Annotated in this window: 20 protein-coding genes; 5 read left to right on the top strand and 15 right to left on the bottom strand. The window is 45.9% G+C overall.

The window, feature by feature from the left end:
* Window positions 1-60: 60 nt before the first annotated feature.
* The 9 genes from D4N35_RS01955 to D4N35_RS01995 all read right to left on the bottom strand — a co-directional run bounded on the left by D4N35_RS01955 (window position 61) and on the right by D4N35_RS01995 (window position 8320).
* On the bottom strand, window positions 61-1332 hold the full coding sequence (locus tag D4N35_RS01955) for a M48 family metallopeptidase (RefSeq protein ID WP_208646258.1): 1272 nt from the start codon (window positions 1330-1332) through the stop codon (window positions 61-63).
* Between the two features lie 308 nt (window positions 1333-1640).
* Window positions 1641-1952 (bottom strand): AzlD domain-containing protein, encoded by a 312-nt coding sequence (locus D4N35_RS01960; protein WP_120069157.1) that lies wholly within the window; start codon window positions 1950-1952, stop codon window positions 1641-1643.
* Window positions 1945-2667: an AzlC family ABC transporter permease gene (locus tag D4N35_RS01965; RefSeq protein ID WP_120069160.1), complete on the bottom strand. Its 723-nt coding sequence runs from the start codon at window positions 2665-2667 to the stop codon at window positions 1945-1947. Before D4N35_RS01965 ends, D4N35_RS01960 begins: the two co-directional genes overlap by 8 nt.
* Window positions 2668-2767: 100 nt before the next feature.
* Window positions 2768-3835: an NAD(P)H-dependent flavin oxidoreductase gene (locus tag D4N35_RS01970; RefSeq protein WP_120069163.1), complete on the bottom strand. Its 1068-nt coding sequence runs from the start codon at window positions 3833-3835 to the stop codon at window positions 2768-2770.
* Window positions 3828-4007 carry a hypothetical protein gene (locus tag D4N35_RS01975; RefSeq protein WP_120069166.1) on the bottom strand — a complete coding sequence of 60 codons (180 nt, stop codon included), beginning with the start codon at window positions 4005-4007 and terminating at the stop codon, window positions 3828-3830. The genes D4N35_RS01970 and D4N35_RS01975 overlap by 8 nt, the downstream gene beginning before the upstream one ends.
* A gap of 38 nt (window positions 4008-4045) precedes the next feature.
* On the bottom strand, window positions 4046-4822 hold the full coding sequence (locus tag D4N35_RS01980) for an enoyl-CoA hydratase-related protein (protein ID WP_120069168.1): 777 nt from the start codon (window positions 4820-4822) through the stop codon (window positions 4046-4048).
* Between the two features lie 102 nt (window positions 4823-4924).
* On the bottom strand, window positions 4925-6442 hold the full coding sequence (locus tag D4N35_RS01985; protein WP_120069171.1) for a fatty acid--CoA ligase family protein: 1518 nt from the start codon (window positions 6440-6442) through the stop codon (window positions 4925-4927).
* Window positions 6443-6571: 129 nt separating this feature from the next.
* Window positions 6572-7564 carry a lipoate--protein ligase gene (gene lplA, locus D4N35_RS01990; RefSeq protein ID WP_120069174.1) on the bottom strand — a complete coding sequence of 331 codons (993 nt, stop codon included), beginning with the start codon at window positions 7562-7564 and terminating at the stop codon, window positions 6572-6574.
* 21 nt (window positions 7565-7585) lie between these two features.
* Window positions 7586-8320 (bottom strand): MBL fold metallo-hydrolase, encoded by a 735-nt coding sequence (locus tag D4N35_RS01995; protein ID WP_120069177.1) that lies wholly within the window; start codon window positions 8318-8320, stop codon window positions 7586-7588.
* Between the two features lie 163 nt (window positions 8321-8483).
* Here D4N35_RS01995 and yhfH point away from each other — a divergent pair, with 163 nt between their 5' ends.
* Entirely contained in the window at window positions 8484-8612 is a 129-nt protein-coding gene (yhfH, locus tag D4N35_RS02000; RefSeq protein WP_120069180.1) for a protein YhfH, read from the top strand.
* A 94-nt stretch (window positions 8613-8706) separates the two neighbouring features.
* On the opposite strand, the gene D4N35_RS02005 is transcribed toward yhfH, so the two are convergent.
* Window positions 8707-9789: a quinone-dependent dihydroorotate dehydrogenase gene (locus D4N35_RS02005; protein ID WP_120069183.1), complete on the bottom strand. Its 1083-nt coding sequence runs from the start codon at window positions 9787-9789 to the stop codon at window positions 8707-8709.
* 196 nt (window positions 9790-9985) lie between these two features.
* Between D4N35_RS02005 and D4N35_RS02010 the strand changes: the two genes are divergently transcribed.
* Window positions 9986-10585 (top strand): SCO family protein, encoded by a 600-nt coding sequence (locus D4N35_RS02010; protein ID WP_391564087.1) that lies wholly within the window; start codon window positions 9986-9988, stop codon window positions 10583-10585.
* A gap of 51 nt (window positions 10586-10636) precedes the next feature.
* Here the strand turns inward: D4N35_RS02010 and hemY are convergent, their stop codons facing one another.
* From hemY to hemE, 3 genes are read right to left on the bottom strand one after another with little or no spacing between them, the layout of a single operon-like run.
* Window positions 10637-12049: a protoporphyrinogen oxidase gene (gene hemY, locus D4N35_RS02015; protein ID WP_120069189.1), complete on the bottom strand. Its 1413-nt coding sequence runs from the start codon at window positions 12047-12049 to the stop codon at window positions 10637-10639.
* 21 nt (window positions 12050-12070) lie between these two features.
* Window positions 12071-13006 carry a ferrochelatase gene (hemH, locus tag D4N35_RS02020; RefSeq protein WP_120069193.1) on the bottom strand — a complete coding sequence of 312 codons (936 nt, stop codon included), beginning with the start codon at window positions 13004-13006 and terminating at the stop codon, window positions 12071-12073.
* 24 nt (window positions 13007-13030) lie between these two features.
* On the bottom strand, window positions 13031-14077 hold the full coding sequence (gene hemE, locus D4N35_RS02025; protein ID WP_120069196.1) for a uroporphyrinogen decarboxylase: 1047 nt from the start codon (window positions 14075-14077) through the stop codon (window positions 13031-13033).
* Between the two features lie 428 nt (window positions 14078-14505).
* Between hemE and D4N35_RS02030 the strand changes: the two genes are divergently transcribed.
* The 3 genes from D4N35_RS02030 to D4N35_RS02040 all read left to right on the top strand — a co-directional run bounded on the left by D4N35_RS02030 (window position 14506) and on the right by D4N35_RS02040 (window position 18062).
* The gene (locus D4N35_RS02030) at window positions 14506-15018 is read left to right on the top strand and encodes an antibiotic biosynthesis monooxygenase family protein (RefSeq protein ID WP_120069199.1); all 513 of its coding nucleotides are present in this window, start codon (window positions 14506-14508) and stop codon (window positions 15016-15018) included.
* A gap of 105 nt (window positions 15019-15123) precedes the next feature.
* Complete coding sequence (locus D4N35_RS02035; RefSeq protein ID WP_120069201.1) at window positions 15124-16518, top strand: hypothetical protein; 1395 nt, start codon at window positions 15124-15126, stop codon at window positions 16516-16518.
* Between the two features lie 332 nt (window positions 16519-16850).
* Window positions 16851-18062: a M20 metallopeptidase family protein gene (locus D4N35_RS02040; RefSeq protein WP_120069205.1), complete on the top strand. Its 1212-nt coding sequence runs from the start codon at window positions 16851-16853 to the stop codon at window positions 18060-18062.
* 34 nt (window positions 18063-18096) lie between these two features.
* On the opposite strand, the gene D4N35_RS02045 is transcribed toward D4N35_RS02040, so the two are convergent.
* Together D4N35_RS02045 and D4N35_RS02050 are read right to left on the bottom strand one after the other, a co-directional pair.
* Window positions 18097-19317, bottom strand: a complete 1221-nt coding sequence (locus D4N35_RS02045) for an ABC transporter permease (RefSeq protein WP_120069208.1) — start codon at window positions 19315-19317, stop codon at window positions 18097-18099.
* Complete coding sequence (locus D4N35_RS02050; protein WP_128205390.1) at window positions 19301-20053, bottom strand: ABC transporter ATP-binding protein; 753 nt, start codon at window positions 20051-20053, stop codon at window positions 19301-19303. The genes D4N35_RS02045 and D4N35_RS02050 overlap by 17 nt, the downstream gene beginning before the upstream one ends.
* Window positions 20054-20224 lie beyond the last annotated feature (171 nt).

The raw sequence follows: 20224 nt of genomic DNA on the forward strand, positions 1-20224 counted from the left end.
GGGATTTTTTTGCTTACAGATGGCTTCGGGTCCCATGAAAACGGCAGCCATCTCTGTTTCCTAATCTTCATCCTTCTGTTTTTCAAATTCGTCGGCCATTTTGATCCGCTCCAGCATTGTGGGATGGCCGTACCGGAATATTTTTACCAAATACGGCGGATTGACCTGGCTTAACCCGGCTCTTGTCAAATCCTGAAATGTCCGCACCGCAGCGTCACGGTCTTCCGTCATTTCCAAAGCATACCGGTCCGCACGCATTTCCTGGTAACGCGATACCCAGTTTGTCAGCGGGCTTGCGGCAAAAAGCAAAATGGATGTAATCAGCAGAAAAGCCGGGAGTGAGCTGATACTGGTCATACTGTCCACTTTCCAGACCTTTCCCCTCTTCCTGACCCATAACTCCATCAGCTTCGCTGTCAGCCACAAACCGACGAAAGACAGCAGTACATATCCCGCAATCCCTTTATAGATGTGCTTCTCCACATAATGGCCCATCTCATGCGCCATGATGAACAAAACTTCTTCGTCATCAAGCCTTTCTAAGGTCGTATCCCAGAGGACGATCCTGGAATTTGAGCCGACGCCTGTCACATAGGCATTCAATGCGTTCGTCTTTTTGGACATATCCACTTCATATACGTGTTCGGCCGGAATGTCCGCTTCATCCGCAAGCGAAAGGATCTTCATTTCAAGCTGCTTGTCTTTTAGCGGGTAAAAGTCATTGTAAAGCGGGTCAATCACGACCGGCTGGATGAACATCATGAGGATTGAAAACGGGATGGACAACACCCAGACGGCCAGCCACCATTTCTTTTTGAACTTTTTCATCATCGAATAAATGACAAGGACCACAACACACATCGTTGCATAGCCGACCCAAAAGTCCAGAAACTGGTCCTTCATCCATGAAGAGAAATGCTGCGTGGAAATATTATATGTCTTAGAAAAAAGATAGGATGTGTAGGCAAGCGGAAAGGTGACGACAAATGTGGCAAGCGACAGCCAAAACAGATAAATGATTGTTTGAAGCGGGAACCATTTTGCAGTTTTTCCGGCCCATCGCTCAAACATCGCTGATATGCCGAACAGGAGAATCAGGTAATAAAACAGCCACTGATAGGGTGTCGCAAGGAAAAACATCAGGTTCCGGATTCTTGAATATTCCTCGCTGAGCATCAGTTCCCTGCTGTTTAAAAAAGTCGCGGGATCTATACTCGTCCCTTTATACATATCCGGAATGGCAGTGTCCGCCAAGAAAAACAGATACACATACATGGCCGCACCAAACAAAAAATAAGCGATCACTGCCCGCAATGCCCATTTTCTGACCAATGGTCTCCCCTCCTTGTCCATTCATTATTATATGTAGAATAAATAGCCGGCAGAACAAAACGGGTACCTCATATTGTCTCCCCAAAAGAAAAAAATAAGCGGGAGGCTAAAAAGAAAAGCGAAAGCGCCTTGATTAGCCCCGACAAGCACAAGCCGATTCCCGAGGAGGCAGTTCCTCAGCCACCACAGGGAAGCGGCTTGTGACCTCGAGGGGCTAGGCGCTGGAGCTGGACAAAGCGCGTACGAATCCTTACTATTAAATTCATTAAAAACAAATAATTTTTATTTTAAAAAAGCCTCCGCCAAAGTTAAATAAACAGCGAATAAATGCTCAAAACCGCGATAGCGCCGATGACAACGATGATGACGTTGGCACCGAGAAATGCAATGATAAAAGCAGCAGCGGCTCCCACCACACCGTAAAGGAGGTTTCCTTCATTAATAAGGAGGACAGCAGGAAAAATCAAAGCGCCAAGTGTGGCGAATGGAACATTTTGCAATACTCCCTGAATAAAGGGCGGGAGTTCCCTGCCCCTGAACATCACGAACGGAATCATTCTAGGTATGTATGTAACAACCGCCATGCCGATAATGGTGAAAATGATCAACGAACTAGTCACCGGCTGACTCCCCCCTGTTTTTAATGGTTTCAACGGCTTCAACCAAAACTGAGGCCAGAAGGGTAGCCGCCACAATGGCCCAGCCTTTTCCCATTACATTCCAAAAAACAAAAACACTGTTAAAAACAGCAGCAAGAAGGGCAAGATAAATGACCTTTGCACTCTTTTTCATGGAAGGTACAAGCAAACCGATAAACATGGCATAAAGCGCGATGGCCATGCTTTCCTGTAGCACCTGCGGGAGGCTGGCCCCGATGCCGTAGCCAACGCCTGAAAAAACAACCCAGCTGCCATATGCCAAAGAAATGATTCCAAATAAATAACCGGTCGAAACAGTGCCCGCTTTCGTAGCAGCAACGGAAAAGGTTTCATCTGTAATTCCAAATGCATAGACGGCTTTTTTCCATGGAACTTCCTTCTCCACTTTTTCATTCAATGAAGCAGACATAAGAAAATGCCGGATGTTCACAATGAAGGTCGTCATGATCACTTCAATTGCTCCTGTACCGAGAGCAAACATGCTGAGCGCCATATACTGTGAAGCCCCCGCAAACACGATGAGGCTCATCAAGACTGTTTCAAACAGCGAAAGACCCGCTGTTTTTGCCAAAAGTCCATAGGTGAGGGCAATCGGGGCATATCCGATCGCTATGCTCACTCCATCCTGGAGACCGAGGCGGAATTGTGAGGACTTTACGTTCTGTACTGCTTCCAATCTCCTTCCCTCCAAAACAATCAACTAATCTACTCATTATAAACAGGAACTTTTTTTTCATCAAGAGAAGGAAACTTGCGAAAAAGACCAGTAAAGCCCGCTATCCCAATATTTCTTTTGCCTCTTCCATAATGGCCGCTACGATATCTGAAGCCCGGCTTTCCTTCCGTGAACGGAGCAGCCGCGTACCCTGCCCCGCCCACAGGGACATATATTCCGGATTATCCTGCTTTGCCGCCGCTTTCCTTATATCTGATGTCAGGGTATTTTGAGAGGGAAACGCCACCGGCTCTGCAGACTCTTCAAACTCTCTGATAAATTTGTTTTTGATTCCTCTTGCCGGCCTCCCTGAAAAGCTTTTTGTGATCACGGTGCTCTCTTCTGTGCTTTCCAACAATTGTTGCTTGTATACAGGATGGGCAGCCGATTCATCCGAAGGCAGAAAAACCGTTCCGAGCTGAACCCCCGAAGCTCCTAATGCCAGCGCGGCCACAAGGCCTCTTCCGTCCATGATGCCGCCTGCCGCAATGACAGGGACGCTGACATTGTCAGCGATTTGCGGAACAAGCGAAAAAGTCCCTATATTCGCACCGTATGGCTGCCTGCTTATATCGAATGTCCCCCTGTGTCCACCTGCGTCGCTTCCCTGGGCCACGATGAGATCCGCTCCTGACCGCTCCGCCTGGACTGCTTCATCGACCGTTGTTGCCATCGTAATGATGATGGCTCCTTTTTCCTTCGCCAGAGACAATTTATCTTCAGGCAAAACGCCGAAGGCAGTGCTGATCACCGGGACATTTTCATCCAATAAAACCTGAAACTGGTCATCAAACATATTGGCCGTTGAATAATTTTCTGCTTCTTCAATTCCCAGTTCTGCTCTAAATCGGTTCAGCACTTTTTGAGCCTGCTCGACGCCTTCCCAATGATCTTCCATATCGACACAGAATAAATTAGCCGCAAAAGGTTTGTCAGTATATTCTTTAATGGCCCTGATATTTTTTCTCATTTCATCAGGCGTCATATATGCTGCTCCCAGAGTACCGAGGGCCCCCGCTGCAGAAACAGCAGCTGCAAGCTTGGCTGTAGCAGTGCCGGCCATCCCTGCCTGGACAATCGGATGCTGGATGTTTAACAAATCACAAACGGAAGTTTTTAAATTAAGCATTTTTTCCATCCTTTTCCATCAGTCTGCGGACGTTTTCTTTGGGTGTCCAGCAATTGAATTGATAATGGGTCTTCGTTTCATATCCAAGTCTTTTACAATAATAGCTCATTTTTCCATCCTTTCTTTCAGCAACAAAATGAATACATGTTGCACAACAATGATATTTCTTCATAACCCGCACCCCGTTCCATTTGGCCGAAAGAGCATTTCCTATTTCCCTTGATAAACCGGCTTCCTTTTTTCGCTGAATGCCTGAAGCGCTTCAAGGCGGTCCTCGGTGGGGATGGTCAGCTCGTAGGCTTTCCTTTCAATTTCCAGCCCTGTTTGCAGGTCTGTATTCATTCCCGTTTTGATGGCGTACTTTGCCTGCTGTACGGCAATCGGACCATTGGCTAAAATCGCGTCCGCAAGGTCCATTACCTTGCCCATCAGTTCTTCCTGCCCCGCAATATCGGTAACAACTCCATATGTATATGCCTCTTCTGCCGTCAACCTCCTTGCTGTCAAGATCAATTCCATCGCCTTGGCTTCCCCGATCAGGCGCGGAAGCCTCTGGGTTCCCCCGGCTCCCGGGATGATGGCCAGGCTTGTTTCCGTCAACCCCATCATCGCTCCTTTTGCCGCAATCCTGAAATCGCATGCCAGAGCAAGCTCCATACCTCCTCCAAAAGCATGGCCATTCATCGCGGCAATAGTCGGCTGCGGCAGCTTTTCAACCGCATGGAACACATCTCCGATTTTATTGACATTGCGGCGGACCTCCTGCTCCGACAATGTCTTTCTTTCCTTCAAATCAGCACCGACACTGAATGCTTTATCACCGGCTCCTTTAAAAATCACCAGCCGAACATTTTTATCTGTTTTTAATATTTCTGCTGTTTCTCCCAATTCACACAGTGTTTCGTAATTAAAAGCATTTAAAGAATCGGGACGGTTAATCGTTACAGTCGCAATAAAATCTTGAACATCCAACTGAATATATTTCATGGTTAATCCCCTTCCTTCATTGATCTCACCATTATATATTTCTTGATATATTTAAAAAAACCTTTCTTTCAATGGAAAAATCACGGAAGAAAACATCCGTGATCATTGAAGAATCCGGTTCTTCAGTTCCCTTTTCATAATTTTGCCCGTAGAATTTTTCGGGAGTTCCTCAATAAATTCAATGGATTTAGGAAGTTTGTACGAAGCCAGCCTTTCAGCAAGAAATTGATGAAGCTCCGCCTTATCCACTTTTTCATCCCTTGGTACGATAAAAGCTTTCACGGCTTCTCCCTGATCTGCATCGGGCACGCCGATCACTGCTGCTTCCAGAACACCCGGATGTCCATACAGGACTTCCTCCACCTCTCTCGGATATACATTATAGCCTCCAACAATGATAAGGTCTTTCTTGCGGTCAACTATATAAAAGTAGCCTTCTTCATCCATTTTCGCCAAATCTCCCGTATACAGCCAGCCGTCACGGATCGCCTTTGACGTTTCTTCAGGCATGTTATAATATCCTTTCATGACATTCGGCCCGCGGACTGCCAGTTCTCCCACCTCGCCTGCAGGAAGCTCGTTTCCGGCTTCATCGACCACCTTATTTTCCACGTTCATAATGGAAGTGCCGATTGATCCGGGCTTCCGCGGCCTGTCGAGCGGGTTGAAACTTGTGACAGGTGACGCCTCCGATAGTCCATACCCTTCGGAAATGACGACATTGAATTTTTCCTCAAAGTTTTTCAGCAAAGCGACCGGCATGGAAGCCCCTCCCGAGATGCAGAGCCTTATAGAAGAGAAATCATCAGGATTGCTTTCCGGATACTGGTACAGAAAATTATACATCGTCGGCACCCCTGCAAAAATGGTCGCTTTAAAATTCTTGGCCACACGGAAAATTTCCTTCGGGCTGAATTTTGGTAAGATGATCAAAGTCGATCCGCTTATAAGCGGCGCATTCAAAACGACGGTCAGGCTGAATACATGGAACATCGGCAATGTTGTAATGACCGTATCTTCCCCGCCCATTTTCAAATAGTCGCGGATATCACGAGCGTTGGAATACAGATTTCCATGAGTCAGCATTGCGCCTTTTGGCTTTCCGGTAGTACCGGATGTATACAATATGACCGCCGTATCTCCGCTGTTTATAGGCACCGCTGTAAAATCTGCATCTCCGGAATGCAAAATTCCAGAAAACGTTTCCATTTCAGCATTCAATTCAGCTCCGGTTTCACAAATGATATAATGCTCGATTTTCGGAGCAGCCATTCTCAGTTTTTCTATATAGGGAATCATCTGATCCAAGGCAATCACTGCTTTTACATCTCCATCTTTCAATATGTAGGCGATTTCAGACGGAGTATAGGTCGGATTGATCGGAATCGCTGTCGCCCCAACACGCATAATCCCATAAAGGCTGATAATGAAGTGCGGAGAATTTCCAAGCAAAAGGGCAACATGGTCCCCCTCTCCTATTCCCGCTTTCGCCAGCCCGCTTGCAAACTTGTTGACGGACACATTCAGTTCTTCATATGTCGTCGGATCGTCCATAAAGTAATAGGCGATCTTTTCACGGTTCTTCATTGCACTTTCATGTAAACTATCAGGTAAATTCATAACGGCCCTCCTATTGAATGAATGATCATTCATTTTTTGACGTTAAAAAATCCCATGATGCATTACTATTTCAATTATAATAAAAGTTCAAAAAAGCCACAACCCCATTTTTCGGGCTGTGACTCCTTTTTAATATATCAGATCAAGCACTTCCTCTTTCCCAATATTGCCGAAATAATGGCGGATATCTATATTTTCAAGCGCCTTTGCTATTTCAGATCTTTCGTATTTTACTCCTGTCAGCCTGTCTTCAATATCGCTTACATCTCCAATTCCGAAAAAGTCCCCGAAAATTTTACACCCGGTAATCAATCCTTTGTTCACATCCAGTCGAAATTCGATTTGTCCAACGGGGAACCGGTGAGAGTGCTGTATGTTAAATTTCGGTGATTTCCCATAATTCCAGTCCCAGTTCCGGTATCGCTTTTGGGAAATTTCATTGATTTTTTTCCAATCGTCTTCCGTCATTTTATACTCGGGGATCGGATCCTGCCCGTCGAAAATGTAACGGAGAAGCAGTTCTTTAAACTGCTCGGTTGTCATCTTTTCTTCCAAAAACTCCGAGATGTTTGCTACACGGCTCCTGATTGATTTGATCCCTTTTGACTCGATTTTATCCTTTCGCACCTTTAATGCTGAAACGACATTTTCAATTTCGGAATCAAACAGCAATGTCCCATGGGTGAACATACGGCCTCTTGTAGCAAACTGGGCATTCCCGGATATTTTCCGGCCCTCCACCACGATATCATTTCTTCCCTGCAGCTCCGCTTTTATCCCAAGCTTCTCCAACGCCTTGATAACAGGCTCCGTAAACTTCCGGAAGTTCATGAAGCTGTCCCCTTCATCTTTCGTGATGAAGCTGTAATTCAAATTTCCCAAATCGTGATAAACCGCTCCGCCCCCTGACAGCCGCCTGACGACATGGATGCCGTTTTTTTCCACATATTCCGTATTGATTTCCTCGATTGTATTTTGGTTTTTTCCAATGATGATTGAGGGTTCATTGATATAAAACAGTAAATACCCATCATCGTTAATATCGAGATTCTTAAGAGCATATTCCTCAATCGCCAGGTTGATCCGCGGATCGGTAATGCCCTGATTATCAATAAAAAGCATGATATTTCCTTCCCCTTTACTTTAAATTTCCATTTTCAATCCTTCTTGGGCAATGATAATTTCTCCTGCGAACTGTTCGGCAGCTTCGTCTTTAAGCCTGGACAGATCTCCAAAATGGGGGAGATGCGTCAGGATAAGCTTGTCCACGCCCGCCTGTCGGGCAGTCTTTCCAGCTTGCTCGCTCGTCATATGGCCGGCAGCACTGCCGTCCATCCCTTTATAAAAATTCGATTCACAAAGCAGCACATCAGCTCCTTTGGAAAAGTCCGCCAGTTCTTTGAAGTATGAAGTATCTCCCGTGTAAACGATGGCCTTTCCATCTGCTTCTATTCTCATGGCGAAGCAGGGAGCTGAATGATGTGTCTGCAGAAAGGAGATCGACAATGGGCCGATATGTAATATTTCATCAGGTTTATAGGCTATCCCTGCTGTTACATCTTTATAAGTGAGCTGCTTAAACCCCTCCGAATCCAGCCCATGGCCATAGATGGGAAGGGTTTTGTCATACTGGCCGGTAAACTTGCCGACATAAAGGGCATGCTGGACTACCCCGATGTCCGCCGTATGGTCCGCATGGTAATGCGAGAGTATAATCCCGTCCAGTTTTTCAGCACTTATTATTGTTTGAAGCTTGGATAAAACAGCACTGCCGCAATCCATGAGCAAATAAAAACCGTTATGGGCTAACAAGTATCCCGAACTTGCTTCTCCCGCTTTCGGAAATCCACCCCAGTGTCCGATGATTGTCAGATCCACTTTTATCACTCCCTGCCGTATCTCTCATAATAATAACTATACTAGATTTTTGAATTTTTAGCAGGAAAATAGAAATTTCCTGTTGACAGCAAAACAACTGTTATAATACAATATAAACAACGAAGCACCGTTGTATAACAAACTTGAGGGAGTGGAAAATAAAATGATGGAAAACGTAGTAGAATTCTTTAAAAATTTGCCTCCAAAGAAATGTACAGAATGCGGAGAAACCGTATCAGAACAACACGAGTGCTATGGAACGAAATGTGATAAGTGCTTAGGTTTCAAATAAGATGACATGTTCCCCCCAACACCGGGGGTTATTTTTTTGGCAAATCTGTTATAATACAAAAATGGAGCTGCCGCAATGACAACTCCTTTCTTCTCTAACGGCCTGCCCCGATCGCCTCTTTCATATTTGAAAATCCATCCCTTTTCATCAATTCCAGCAATCTTGTATTAATGGCCTTGACGATTCCAGGGCCTTCATAAATCATTCCTGTGTACACTTGGATGAGGCTTGCGCCGGCAAGGATTTTCTCATAGGCATCATCCCCGGTGAAAATGCCGCCGACTCCAATGATGGGCACCTGATCACCGATTTCTTCATATATTTCTTTGATCCATGCAGTTGATCTTTCTTTCAGCGGAAGGCCGCTGAGACCGCCGGCTTCTTCAACATGAGCTTTCGAAGCCAGCCCTTCCCTTGACAACGTCGTATTTGTGGCGATGATTCCGGAGAGCCCTTCATCCACTGCCGCATGCACCACATCGCGCATATGTTCATCGGTCATATCAGGAGCCACTTTTAAAAAGACCGGCTTTTTCGCTGCGCCATTGGCTTCCAATTCATTCTTTTTCTTCTGAATGGAAGCGATCAACTGCTTGAGGCTCTCTATTTCCTGCAGGTCACGCAAATTAGGAGTATTGGGCGAACTTACATTAATAACGAAATAATGCCCGTACGGATATAGGACATCCAGGCACTTTTCATAGTCACCCGCCGCTTCTTCATTGGGGGTGATTTTATTTTTGCCGATGTTGACACCTATCGGCACCCCTGCTGCTTCATAACTATGTAAGTTCTTTGCGGCAGCATCCGCTCCTTCATTATTGAATCCCATGCGGTTGATCACCGCACTGTCTTCCGCGAGGCGAAAAAGCCGGGGTTTTTCATTTCCAGATTGCGCAAGCGGTGTGATGGTCCCGACTTCAACAAAGCCGAAACCCATGGCAGACAATGCATGGTAAACCTCTGCATTCTTATCAAATCCGGCAGCAAGCCCGACCGGATTTGGGAACCGTATTCCACAGACATCTATTGCCAGGCTTTCATCATGAACCTGATACATGGAACGGAGCAAACCCTTTCCGCCCGATTTATCAGCAAGTTTCAATGCGGACACCGTACGATGGTGTATCTCCTCGGGATCCATCTTAAATAAAAATTTTTTTATCAGAGGGTATATGACTCCTCACGCCTTTCTAACATGCCGTTTGAAATTCTTTTCTCGGATTGATATTACCATTATCCCCCGCGACTCTCAATAAGGTGCAGGCTTCATTTTTTGTCCGGCAGGCAAAAAATTCACAGGAATTCCTCTAAAATGAATTATTTCTGAACATTGGCCGTTTGCCGCCAACGCATTGCATATATTGGGTATAATGGATGCAAATGTGCGTTTTTCGGGAGGTTTTTTTTTGAAAAAAGTTTTTTCCGTTATTTTCATATCTTTCATTCTCATTTTAAGCGCCTGCTCTTCGCAAAAAAGCGGAAAGCCCATTGAGGACTTCAATTATACTGATCAGGATGGGAAGCCTTTCGGGCTCAAGGATTTAAAAGGCAAGGTCTGGGTCTCCGATTTCGTTTTCACGAATTGTACGACGGTCTGTCCCCCAATGACGATGAATATGAGCGATCTGCAGGAAAAAGTGAAAGAAAAGGGGCTGGACGATGTCCATTTTGTTTCTTTCAGTGTAGACCCGGAAGTCGATACACCCGAGGTGCTAAAAAAATATGGGGAATCTTTCGGCGCCGATTTTTCCAGATGGCACTTTCTTACAGGGTACTCACAGGAAGAAATAGAAGATTATGCTCCAAAAAATTTTAAAACAGTCGTGAAAAAGCCGCGCGACGATGACCAAGTCATCCATGGAACCAGCTTCTACCTTTTTAATAAAGACGGGGAGCTGATCGGGGAATATCCCGGAGATAAAAAAGTACCATTCAAACAGATCATTAAAGATATCAAAGCGGCACTTTAACAAGAAAGCGGAAGAATAAGCCCAACGGGGACTATTCTTCCGCTTTTAATTTTAACCGATATGTTGTAAAACCTCGTCTGCCGCCGCTTTTCCCTGGTCAATACAATCGGGAATTCCCAGCCCTTCATAGGAGCTTCCGGCAATGAATACGCCGGGCATGGCATCCCGAAGATTTGATTTGATTCTGCCAATCCGTTCTTTATGGCCGACAGTGTATTGCGGCATCGCCTGTTTCCAGCGTGTCACAATGGTAAAATCCGGCTTTGCATGTAAATCCATTGTCCGCTTCAAATCCGCCAAAACAATTCTTTCTATCTCTTCATCCGATAAATCAACAACTGTTTCCTCACCTGCGCGGCCAACGTAGCAGCGCAGCAGTACTTTGCCTTCCGGTGTTGTATGCGGCCATTTTTTATGCGTCCATGTACATGCAGTGATTGTGTAATCACTGTTTCTTGATACTACAAAACCGGTCCCGTCCATGTGATCATTGACATCTTTCGCATCAAAAGCCATCGCAACGGTTGCCACCGAAGTTGCAGGCATTTCCTTCAGCCCATGAATGAGAGGGTCATCAGGAAATAAATCTGCCAGCGCAAAATGAGGCAGGGCGAGGATGATACTGTCCGCTTCCACCCACTCTCCGTTATTCAATTGAAGCTTGTATCCTTTTTCATCGTTATTTACAATCGAAACGACACGTGTCCCTTTTAAGATGGAAGAAGGATCGAGTTTTTCTTCAATTGCCTTGACAAGCGACTGCAAACCGCCTTTCAAAGTTAAGAAAATCCCTTGATTCTTTGGACTTACTTCTTTTTTCGGTGCAGAGGGTGTTGTCTTTTTCATGCCCATGATCAAACTTCGGTATTTTTGTTCCACCTGATAAAACTGCGGAAATGTAGACATCAGGCTGAGCCGGTCAATGTCGCCTGCATAAATACCCGAAAGCAGCGGTTCGACGAGATTTTCCACCACCTCGTCCCCGAGACGCCTGCGGAAAAAGCCGCCCAATGATTGATCGCCCGAAACTTTTGAGCGCGGCATGACAAAATCCGCCGCCGCCCTCATTTTGCCCTGGATGGAGAATAAATCCGTTGTAATAAAAGGGGTTATTTTCGTCGGAATTCCCATGACAGCTCCTTTGGGCATCGGATGGAGCTTCTCATTGGCAAGTACAAAAGACCGTCCCGCTGTATTGTTCACCAGTTCATCTTTCAAACCGACATCGATGGCAAGCTCCGCCGCACTCCTTTTCCTTTCAAGAAAGGAGTCGGGCCCGCGTTCGATTGTAAATCCATCTTTATATACTGTTTGAAATTTGCCTCCAAGCTTATGGCTTGCTTCTACAAGCAAAACTTCACACGGCAGCTGCTTTTCATGAATTGTTTTCTGCAAATAATACGCTGCTGTTAAACCGGTAATTCCACCGCCGACCACAACAACTTTTTTCCTGTCTTCCGCCAAACCGAAATCGCCTTCTTTTAATTATTGTTTTCCAAGTTTCTTTAAAACAACTGCAGCCAGTGCATCGATAAATTCAGGCTGTGCATCCGGCATCGCAGGCCGGTAATACGCCGCCCCCACTTCATCTGTCACAACTTTGCACTCGTGGTCATTATCATAGAGCACTTCCAGGTGGGTTGATACAAATCCCGCCGGGATATAAACAAAAGCCTTGTACTTTTTCTTGTGATATAAATCACGTGTCAAATCCTGCACATCCGGGCCGAGCCACGGCTCTGGCGTATTGCCCTCACTTTGCCACCCAACCTCATATTCTTTGATGCCGGCTCCTTGAGCAATCAAGTCTGCGGTCTCCTGCAATTGCCGGGGATACGGATCTTGAAATTGAAGGATTTTCTCCGGCAGGCTGTGTGCCGATACGATCAGGCAGGCAGCCTCCCTTTCTTCTGCCGGCATGTTATCGTAAACTTCTTTTACCTTCCTGACCCAGTAATCTATGAATTTCGGTTCCTTGTACCAGCTTTCAATGGACGTGATTTCAGGGCCTCCCAATTCGGCGGCCTTTTCCTGTGCCCGTCCGTTGTACGACTTGACGCTGAAAGTGGAGAAATGAGGAGCCAATACGATCGATACGGCCTCTTCAATGCCGTCGTCATGCATTTTCTGTACTGCGTCTTCAATGAAAGGCTCAATGTGCTTTAACCCGATGTATGCCTTGAATTCAACATCGTCCTGAATTTCATTCAACCGGCCGGCAAGCCCGTATGCCTGGTCTTCGGTAATTTTTGCAAGCGGTGAAATTCCCCCGATCGCCTTATATCTGTTCCTTAAATCTTCCAATGCTTCGGGGGAAGGCTTCCTGCCGCGCCTAATGTGAGTATAATAACGTTCAATATCATCTTCGTTATATGGAGTTCCGTATGCCATAACGAGCAATCCCATTTTCTTTTTCGGCATCTTGCTGCTCTCCTTCTGTAAAAATTACTGCTTTAGTTTCTCTGCACTGTATTCATGAACAAATGCAGTCAGTTTTTTCAGTGTATCTGGTTTGACTTCGGGGAATACGCCGTGGCCAAGATTGAAAATAAAGCCCGGCTTTTCTATTCCCTGATCAATGATTACCTTCGCCCTCTCTTCTATGACATCCCATGAAGAAATGAGCACAGCCGGATCCAGGTTTCCTTGCACTGCTTTTGTAATGCCTAGCTTACGGGCATCTGCAATCGGGAGCCTCCAATCAAGGCCTACCACATCAAGCGGCAAACCGTTCCATTCCAGCGCAAGATGGCTGGCTCCCACTCCATGCATGATGAGCGGGACATTCTCGTTTTTCAATTCAGTGAATATCTTTTCCATAACAGGCTTGATAAACGTGCGGTAATCTGCACGGCTCAGTGCACCGACCCATGAATCAAATAATTGCACGGCGCTGGCTCCCGCCTTGATTTGGGCTTTTAAATAAACGACCGTCATATCAGCAAGCTTTTCCATCAATAGCGACCAGGCTTTTGGCTCCGAATACATGAACGCTTTCGTTTTATGGTAATTTTTTGAAGGGCCTCCTTCAACCATATATGACGCCAACGTAAATGGTGCCCCTCCAAATCCGATCAATGGGACCGTTAATTGCTCTTCCGTTAAAATCCTGATTGTTTCTAAAACATAATCAATATCTTTTTCCGGATGGAGCTCACCGAGCTTTTCAACATCAGCTGCGGAACGAATCGGATTATCAATGACAGGGCCGACTCCACTGACGATTTCGACATTCACGCCCAGCGCCGGAAGAGGTGTCATGATATCTTTGTATAAAATAGCCGCGTCCACATTATAATTTTCTACCGGGAGCCTTGTTACGTATGCGCAAAGCTCCGGACGATGCGTGATTTCAAACAGAGAATACTTTTCTTTCAGTTCCCGGTATTCCGGCTGAGAACGCCCGGCCTGGCGCATATACCAGACAGGCACATGATCCGTTTTCTCCCCTTTTGCAGCCCTTAAAAATGTATCATTTGTTATTTTGCCCATGAACAAGGAAGCCACCTTTCAGGTTTTTTTATCAGAGTAAGAAAGTATAAGATTTTTTAGCATTAAAATTTTGAACAAAGCCTTTTGTTGTCTAGCTCCAGCGCCTATCGACTAGCAGACTTCGCACCTCCTCCTACGATAAGTCAACATCGGCTCGTTCCTCGCCGTGTTTCCTTTATCTCGTCGGAGGCCACTCCAGTCTGTACGTCGATGGGCAAGGCGCTTGCGCTTTTCTAAATATAAGAACAATATTATTTAATAGTGCGATTGACACATGCCTACTATAGTATTTTTTTATTCCAAAGTATAGCGGAATGCGGGGTTGTCATAAATTTGTGCTTTTTTATGAGCTCACGTGCTTTGTTTTGTCCTCTCCCATTTTGGGTAGACTCATGTAATGGCTATTCTGAAGAAAAGGGGTGTCTAGATTGTACACATACATTACAACAGGAACTTATTATTTCTTGAAAAAACTTGTGGAACAGCATCCGGACGAATGTATGCTTTTAATGCAAAACGCGGAAACGGCCCTGTTATGGCATGAAACTAATGGAGCAACGTTTTTTCAATCACCCAGAAAATACGAAGTCATCCATTCGTCAGGGCAGCTTGAAGAGAAAGGGTTCGTTGCTTGCAACCATATACCTGTGCGCGAAGAGGGCCGGCCGGTATTTGAATTTAAGTTTACGGAGCGGATGAAAAAAGTCGATTCATTTCCCGGCTTCACCGCCTTTAGATTACTGCGCCCGCTTTCCAATGATACGTATATTGTCATGACGATGTGGAAGAATGAAGAAGCTTACAAAGATTGGAAGCAATCTTCATCGTTTGCCGAATCTCATTCAACAATCCAACCCGCTAAAAGCACAAGCGTATTTTCGGGACCATCTTATGTATCCGTCTTTGTGCTGGATGATGAAAAAGAGGAAAATGCAGATTAAAGCCTGAATATGTTGACACACCCTTCCCGGGTTTTCATATGATGCAGTATAGGAAATTGGGCTTTTGTCCCTACCGACATATGAAGCTGCAGGGGGGGAATGAATGTGGGAATGGAATTGACTGCTTTACATTGGATTTATCTTCTGTTCATTGGGCTTACAATCCTGTTGATGTTTTTTAGGCGTGACATCACAATTGTTTGCGTGACAGGTGTTTTTCTGCTCGCTTTTACCTCCACGGGATCATTGGCCGCATCCATCAGCAGTATTTTTACAAGCTTCATGTATACCATTTCCGAGCTTTTGTCCATCATCCTCGTCATTGCCATCATTTCATCCATGAGCAAAATATTAATGGCAGCCGGAATCAATGACCTGATGATTTCTCCATTTGCCAGGGCGATCAAAACGCCGGCGCTCGCCTTTTGGACGATCGGAATCGTCATGATGATCATTTCCTGGTTCTTCTGGCCCTCTCCTGCTGTCGCCTTGATGGGGGCTGTGCTGCTTCCCGTCGCCCTCCGTGTCGGCCTTCCGGCCCTTGGAGCCGCGATTGCGATGAACCTGTTCGGGCACGGCATAGCATTATCCGGCGATTTCATCATCCAGGCCGCACCCAAACTGTCCGGGGATGCGGCAGGCATTGCCGCTTCCGATGTTATCGCCGCAAGCATCCCTCTTATCATCATTATGGGAGTTGTAACAACAGTCACCGCGTTCATCCTTTTAAAAAGGGATATGAAAAAAGGAAAGCTTAACTCCGTAAAAGGATTCGCCTCAGAAGAAGTCATGAAGGAAAGTGAAGAAAGCGAACTTTCCCTTCCCGTCAAACGAATCTTCGCAGTCATTATTCCTCTCTTATTTGCAGGCAATATTGTCATGATGTTTACTTTGAATCTTCAAGGCGGCGAAGCCACCGCCCTCATTGGCGGTACATCCGTATTAATACTAATATTCACATCTATTGCGGCGCATAAACAGCAGGCATTGGAAAAAACAACGAAATTTCTTATAGAAGGGCTGCAGTTCGGCTTTCGGGTTTTCGGTCCGGTCATTCCCATTGCCGCATTTTTCTATCTGGGCGGAGGCGGATTTGAGCAGATGATCGGCAGTCCCTTGCCTGAAGGATCCGAAGGGATCATCAACGACCTTGGAACAGCACTTGCCGCTGCCGTACCTGTCACCAAAACATTGGGAGCATTTACAATTGCCGCAGTCGGAGTGATTACAGGATTGGACGGCTCCGGTTTCTCCGGCCTTCCGCTGACAGGCTCCATTGCCGCACTGTTCGGCAAAGCCATCGGTTCCGGCACAGCCTCTTTGACAGCTTTGGGACAGATTACAACAATCTGGGTCGGGGGCGGAACCCTCATTCCGTGGGCGCTCATACCGGCCGCGGCCATCTGCAATGTCGATCCTTTTGAACTGGCCAGGCGCAATCTCGTCCCTGTCATTACCGGCTTGATCGTTACAACCATTGCCGCTTTGTTTTTCATATAAAGAAAAGCGCAAGCGCCCGTTTAGCGACGTACAAACTGGAGCCCTCCGCAATGAGATAAAGGAAACACGGCGACGAAGGAGCCGATGTTGACTTATCGTAGTGGAGGAGGGCGAAGTTTGCTAGTCGCTGGGCGCTGGAGCTGGACATAGCACAAAAAGATAACGAGTTATCAATAACTTAAGCGGTTTATAATTTCTATAAGGAAATGCGCCTGCCGGCTGCATTTCCTTATTTTTCGTTAACAATACAAATTCCATGTTTTCCAATCGTTAAGATATAAAATTCCCACTATGTTATAATTTAGAAAAACATAAACAGGCGGTGGTTCTCGTTGAAGCAGGCACTATTTAAAAAACTGGAAGAACATTATGAAGAAATGGTTCAAATCAGGCGCCACCTGCATCAAAATCCCGAATTATCATTCAAAGAAACCAAAACAGCGGCCTATATCGCCGATTTTTATAATCGTCTCGGGATCGATGTAAAAACCGGTGTGGGAGGCAACGGTGTTGTGGCTCGGATCAAAGGCGGAAAGCCCGGTAAAACAATTGCTTTGCGCGCTGACTTTGACGCACTTCCGATCAAGGAAGAAACCGGCCTTCCGTTCAGCTCAAACGTGCCGGGTGTCATGCATGCATGCGGCCATGACGGCCATACTGCATTATTATTGATCATTGGAAAGGTCCTTAACGAAATGAGGGAGGACCTTTCCGGCGAGTATGTTTTGATTCATCAGCATGCCGAGGAGCTTGCACCGGGCGGAGCCATTTCCATGATCAAGGATGGCTGCCTGGATGGTGTAGATGCCATTTTCGGCACGCATTTATGGGCGGAGATTCCGTATGGAACGATCAGTTATCGGACAGGCCCGTTCATGGCTGCTGCCGACCGGTTTGAAATTGTCATTAAAGGCCGGGGGGGCCATGGGGCCATGCCGCATAAAACAAAGGATGCAGTTGCGATTGGTTCCCAGCTTGTCACGAATATCCAGCAAATTGTAAGCCGAAGGGTGAACCCTGCCGAACCGGCGGTTGTCACCGTCAGCTCTTTTATTGCTGAAAATGCCTTTAATGTCATTGCGGATACGGCTAAACTCCAAGGCACTGTCCGGACGTTCAGTGAAGAAGTCCGTGACTTGATCGAGCAAGAAATGGATGCTGTTGTTAAAGGGACTTGTCTGGCCAATGGAGGCTGCGGACATGAATTTAATTATTACCGCGGTTATCCGGCAGTCGTCAACCACAAACAGGAGACAGAATTTTTGGCCGGCCTTGCGGCAGATGTTCCGGGTGTTTCCAACGTCGAAGAATTGGAACAACAAATGGGTGGAGAGGACTTCGCATATTATTTACAGCATGTAAAAGGTACTTTCTTCTTCACCGGCGCCCAGCCGGATGATGCCGAAACTCCGTACCCGCATCATCATCCGAAATTCGATATTAACGAAAAGTCGATGCTTTTGGGAGCTAAAACTTTGGCAATGGCTGCTGTTGAATATCAAAAACAGGGGCTCCCAAAAGATGAATCCGTTGCAGTTTCATAATTACGCAAAAAGCACCCGCTAAATACGGGTGCTTTTACATTTGTTCCATTTTCTTGATTCTTCCGGGGGCATATTGTTTCCCGAAGACAAAAGCAAACAAAAGGCTTGCCATTAAAATCAGCCCCGCGTTGACAAAGCTTCCGCCAAGTAGAGCGGCCAGCCCGAACACCAGCCCCTGAACGACGAGAACCTGGATCAATAAGCGGTAAAAATCCAGCTTTTTATATAGGGGCAGTACAGGATACAGATGCACCCATACCTTCGCATCATGCCGCCTAAAGATGGGCAGAAGCTGAAAGCCCGTCAAATACAGAAAGAGAATCGAAATGCCGATCGCTGCGTATAGATTATCAACAAAAAATAATAGAACGGACGCAATCAATGTTAATCGGACAATCAATCCCGAATACTCGCTGGTCCGTACAAGCGTCCTTGAATATAAGTACCGGTAAGTGTTTTTATCCGCAAATGGAATAAAGCGAAAGAGAGGATCCATCCACTTCCTTCTCCATACTTTGCTTTTTATATGAGGGACATCGGTAAACATATTGGCCATCCTGTAAAACATTTGCATCCTGCTCTGTTCTTTTTCAATCAGCAGCTCCCATTTCAGCATCTTGTTTTTCACAGAAGCTCTCATATAAAGAGCAAAAGCAGCCATGATGAGAAGAACCGCCAATATGAACCACCAAGCTTTTGCAATGATAAGGTAAAGGGCCGCTGCATTCAGGATGAAACGAATGATCGGATCCGCAGCCAGCGTCCCCTGTTCAATTGTTTTCAGCGTGTCCCAATGCAGTCTTAAGTTCCAATATTTCAGCAGCAGCAACACAGCGAATAAATAGAGGAAAGAAACCAACCCGGCACCCGTTGACTTGAAGTACATGGGCATCAGTGCTGCAAGCACGAGGAGAAGAATATACGCCTGGATGATAAAGCTGAGTCTCATCCCTTTGCTGAAATATCCCGCCAGCTCATTCTCCAGTGGCAGAAGGAATACCATGTCCGCTTCTTTTAACAATGTAATGATCGGGCTGATGGTCAGAAATAAGGCTAAAATAAGCGACATGACAAGGGGAGCCGGGAAATCCTGCGGAAGATTCCTCACCCATTGCGAATAATAATAAATGGCTGCACCGCCTCCGAAAATCAACACAAACTTCATATGGTCATTAAACATATATTTGAAGTATCGGCGCATTTCTTTTATAAATTCCTGAAGCCTTTCAGTCCATAGCTCATTTATTTGCTTCATCGGGCTCTTCCTTTGTCAATTGAATATAAATGTCGTTCAAAGTTGCACCACGCATGCCGAACTGCTCCTGCAGTTCTTCCAAAGTTCCCTTTGCCCGTACTTTTCCGTCATGCAAAATGACAAACCCGTCACAAAATTGTTCGGCAGTGGCCAAAATATGGGTGGACATTAGAATGCCGGCCCCTTGTTCCTTCATCTTTTCCATTATTTCAAGCAGCGACTGAATTCCGAGCGGGTCAAGTCCTACAAACGGTTCGTCGATGATATACAATGATGGTTCAATCAGAAAGGCGCACATGATCATCACTTTCTGTTTCATGCCTTTGGAAAAATGGGCAGGGAACCATTTCAATTTTTTATCAAGCCGGAATTCCTTGAGCAGCGGCATGACCCTCGATTCATATGTATCCTGCGATAACCCATAGGCCATTGCCGTCAATTGCAAATGCTCCTCAAGTGTCAATTCATCATACAGCACCGGTGTTTCGGGCACGAAGGAAAACTGCTTCCGATATTTGACCAGATCCTCTTCCAATCGCGTACCATTTATCGTGATTGTCCCTGAACGCGGCTCCATCAATCCGATAATATGTTTGATTGTCGTACTCTTTCCGGCCCCATTCAGGCCGATCAGGCCGATCAGCTGGCTTTTTTCCATGGAAAAAGATATATCTTTCAATACGGGCCTTTTCGTGTATCCGCCGGTAAGGTTTTTGATTTCCAATAAAGACATCATCAACCGTCCTCTCGTTCAACTGATTTCATTGTAACAAAAAACAATCGTGCAAGCACTAACGGCTGGCGAATTTTACCTCTAATAGATCGTGCCGAAACGCACAATATATATTTCGAAGGGAGCGGGAAAGCGAAGCTGGGGTGGTTGTCGTAGACACTGATCTGCAGTAGA

The organism is Siminovitchia fortis (assembly GCF_003605365.2).
Taxonomy (GTDB): domain Bacteria; phylum Bacillota; class Bacilli; order Bacillales; family Bacillaceae_C; genus Siminovitchia; species Siminovitchia fortis.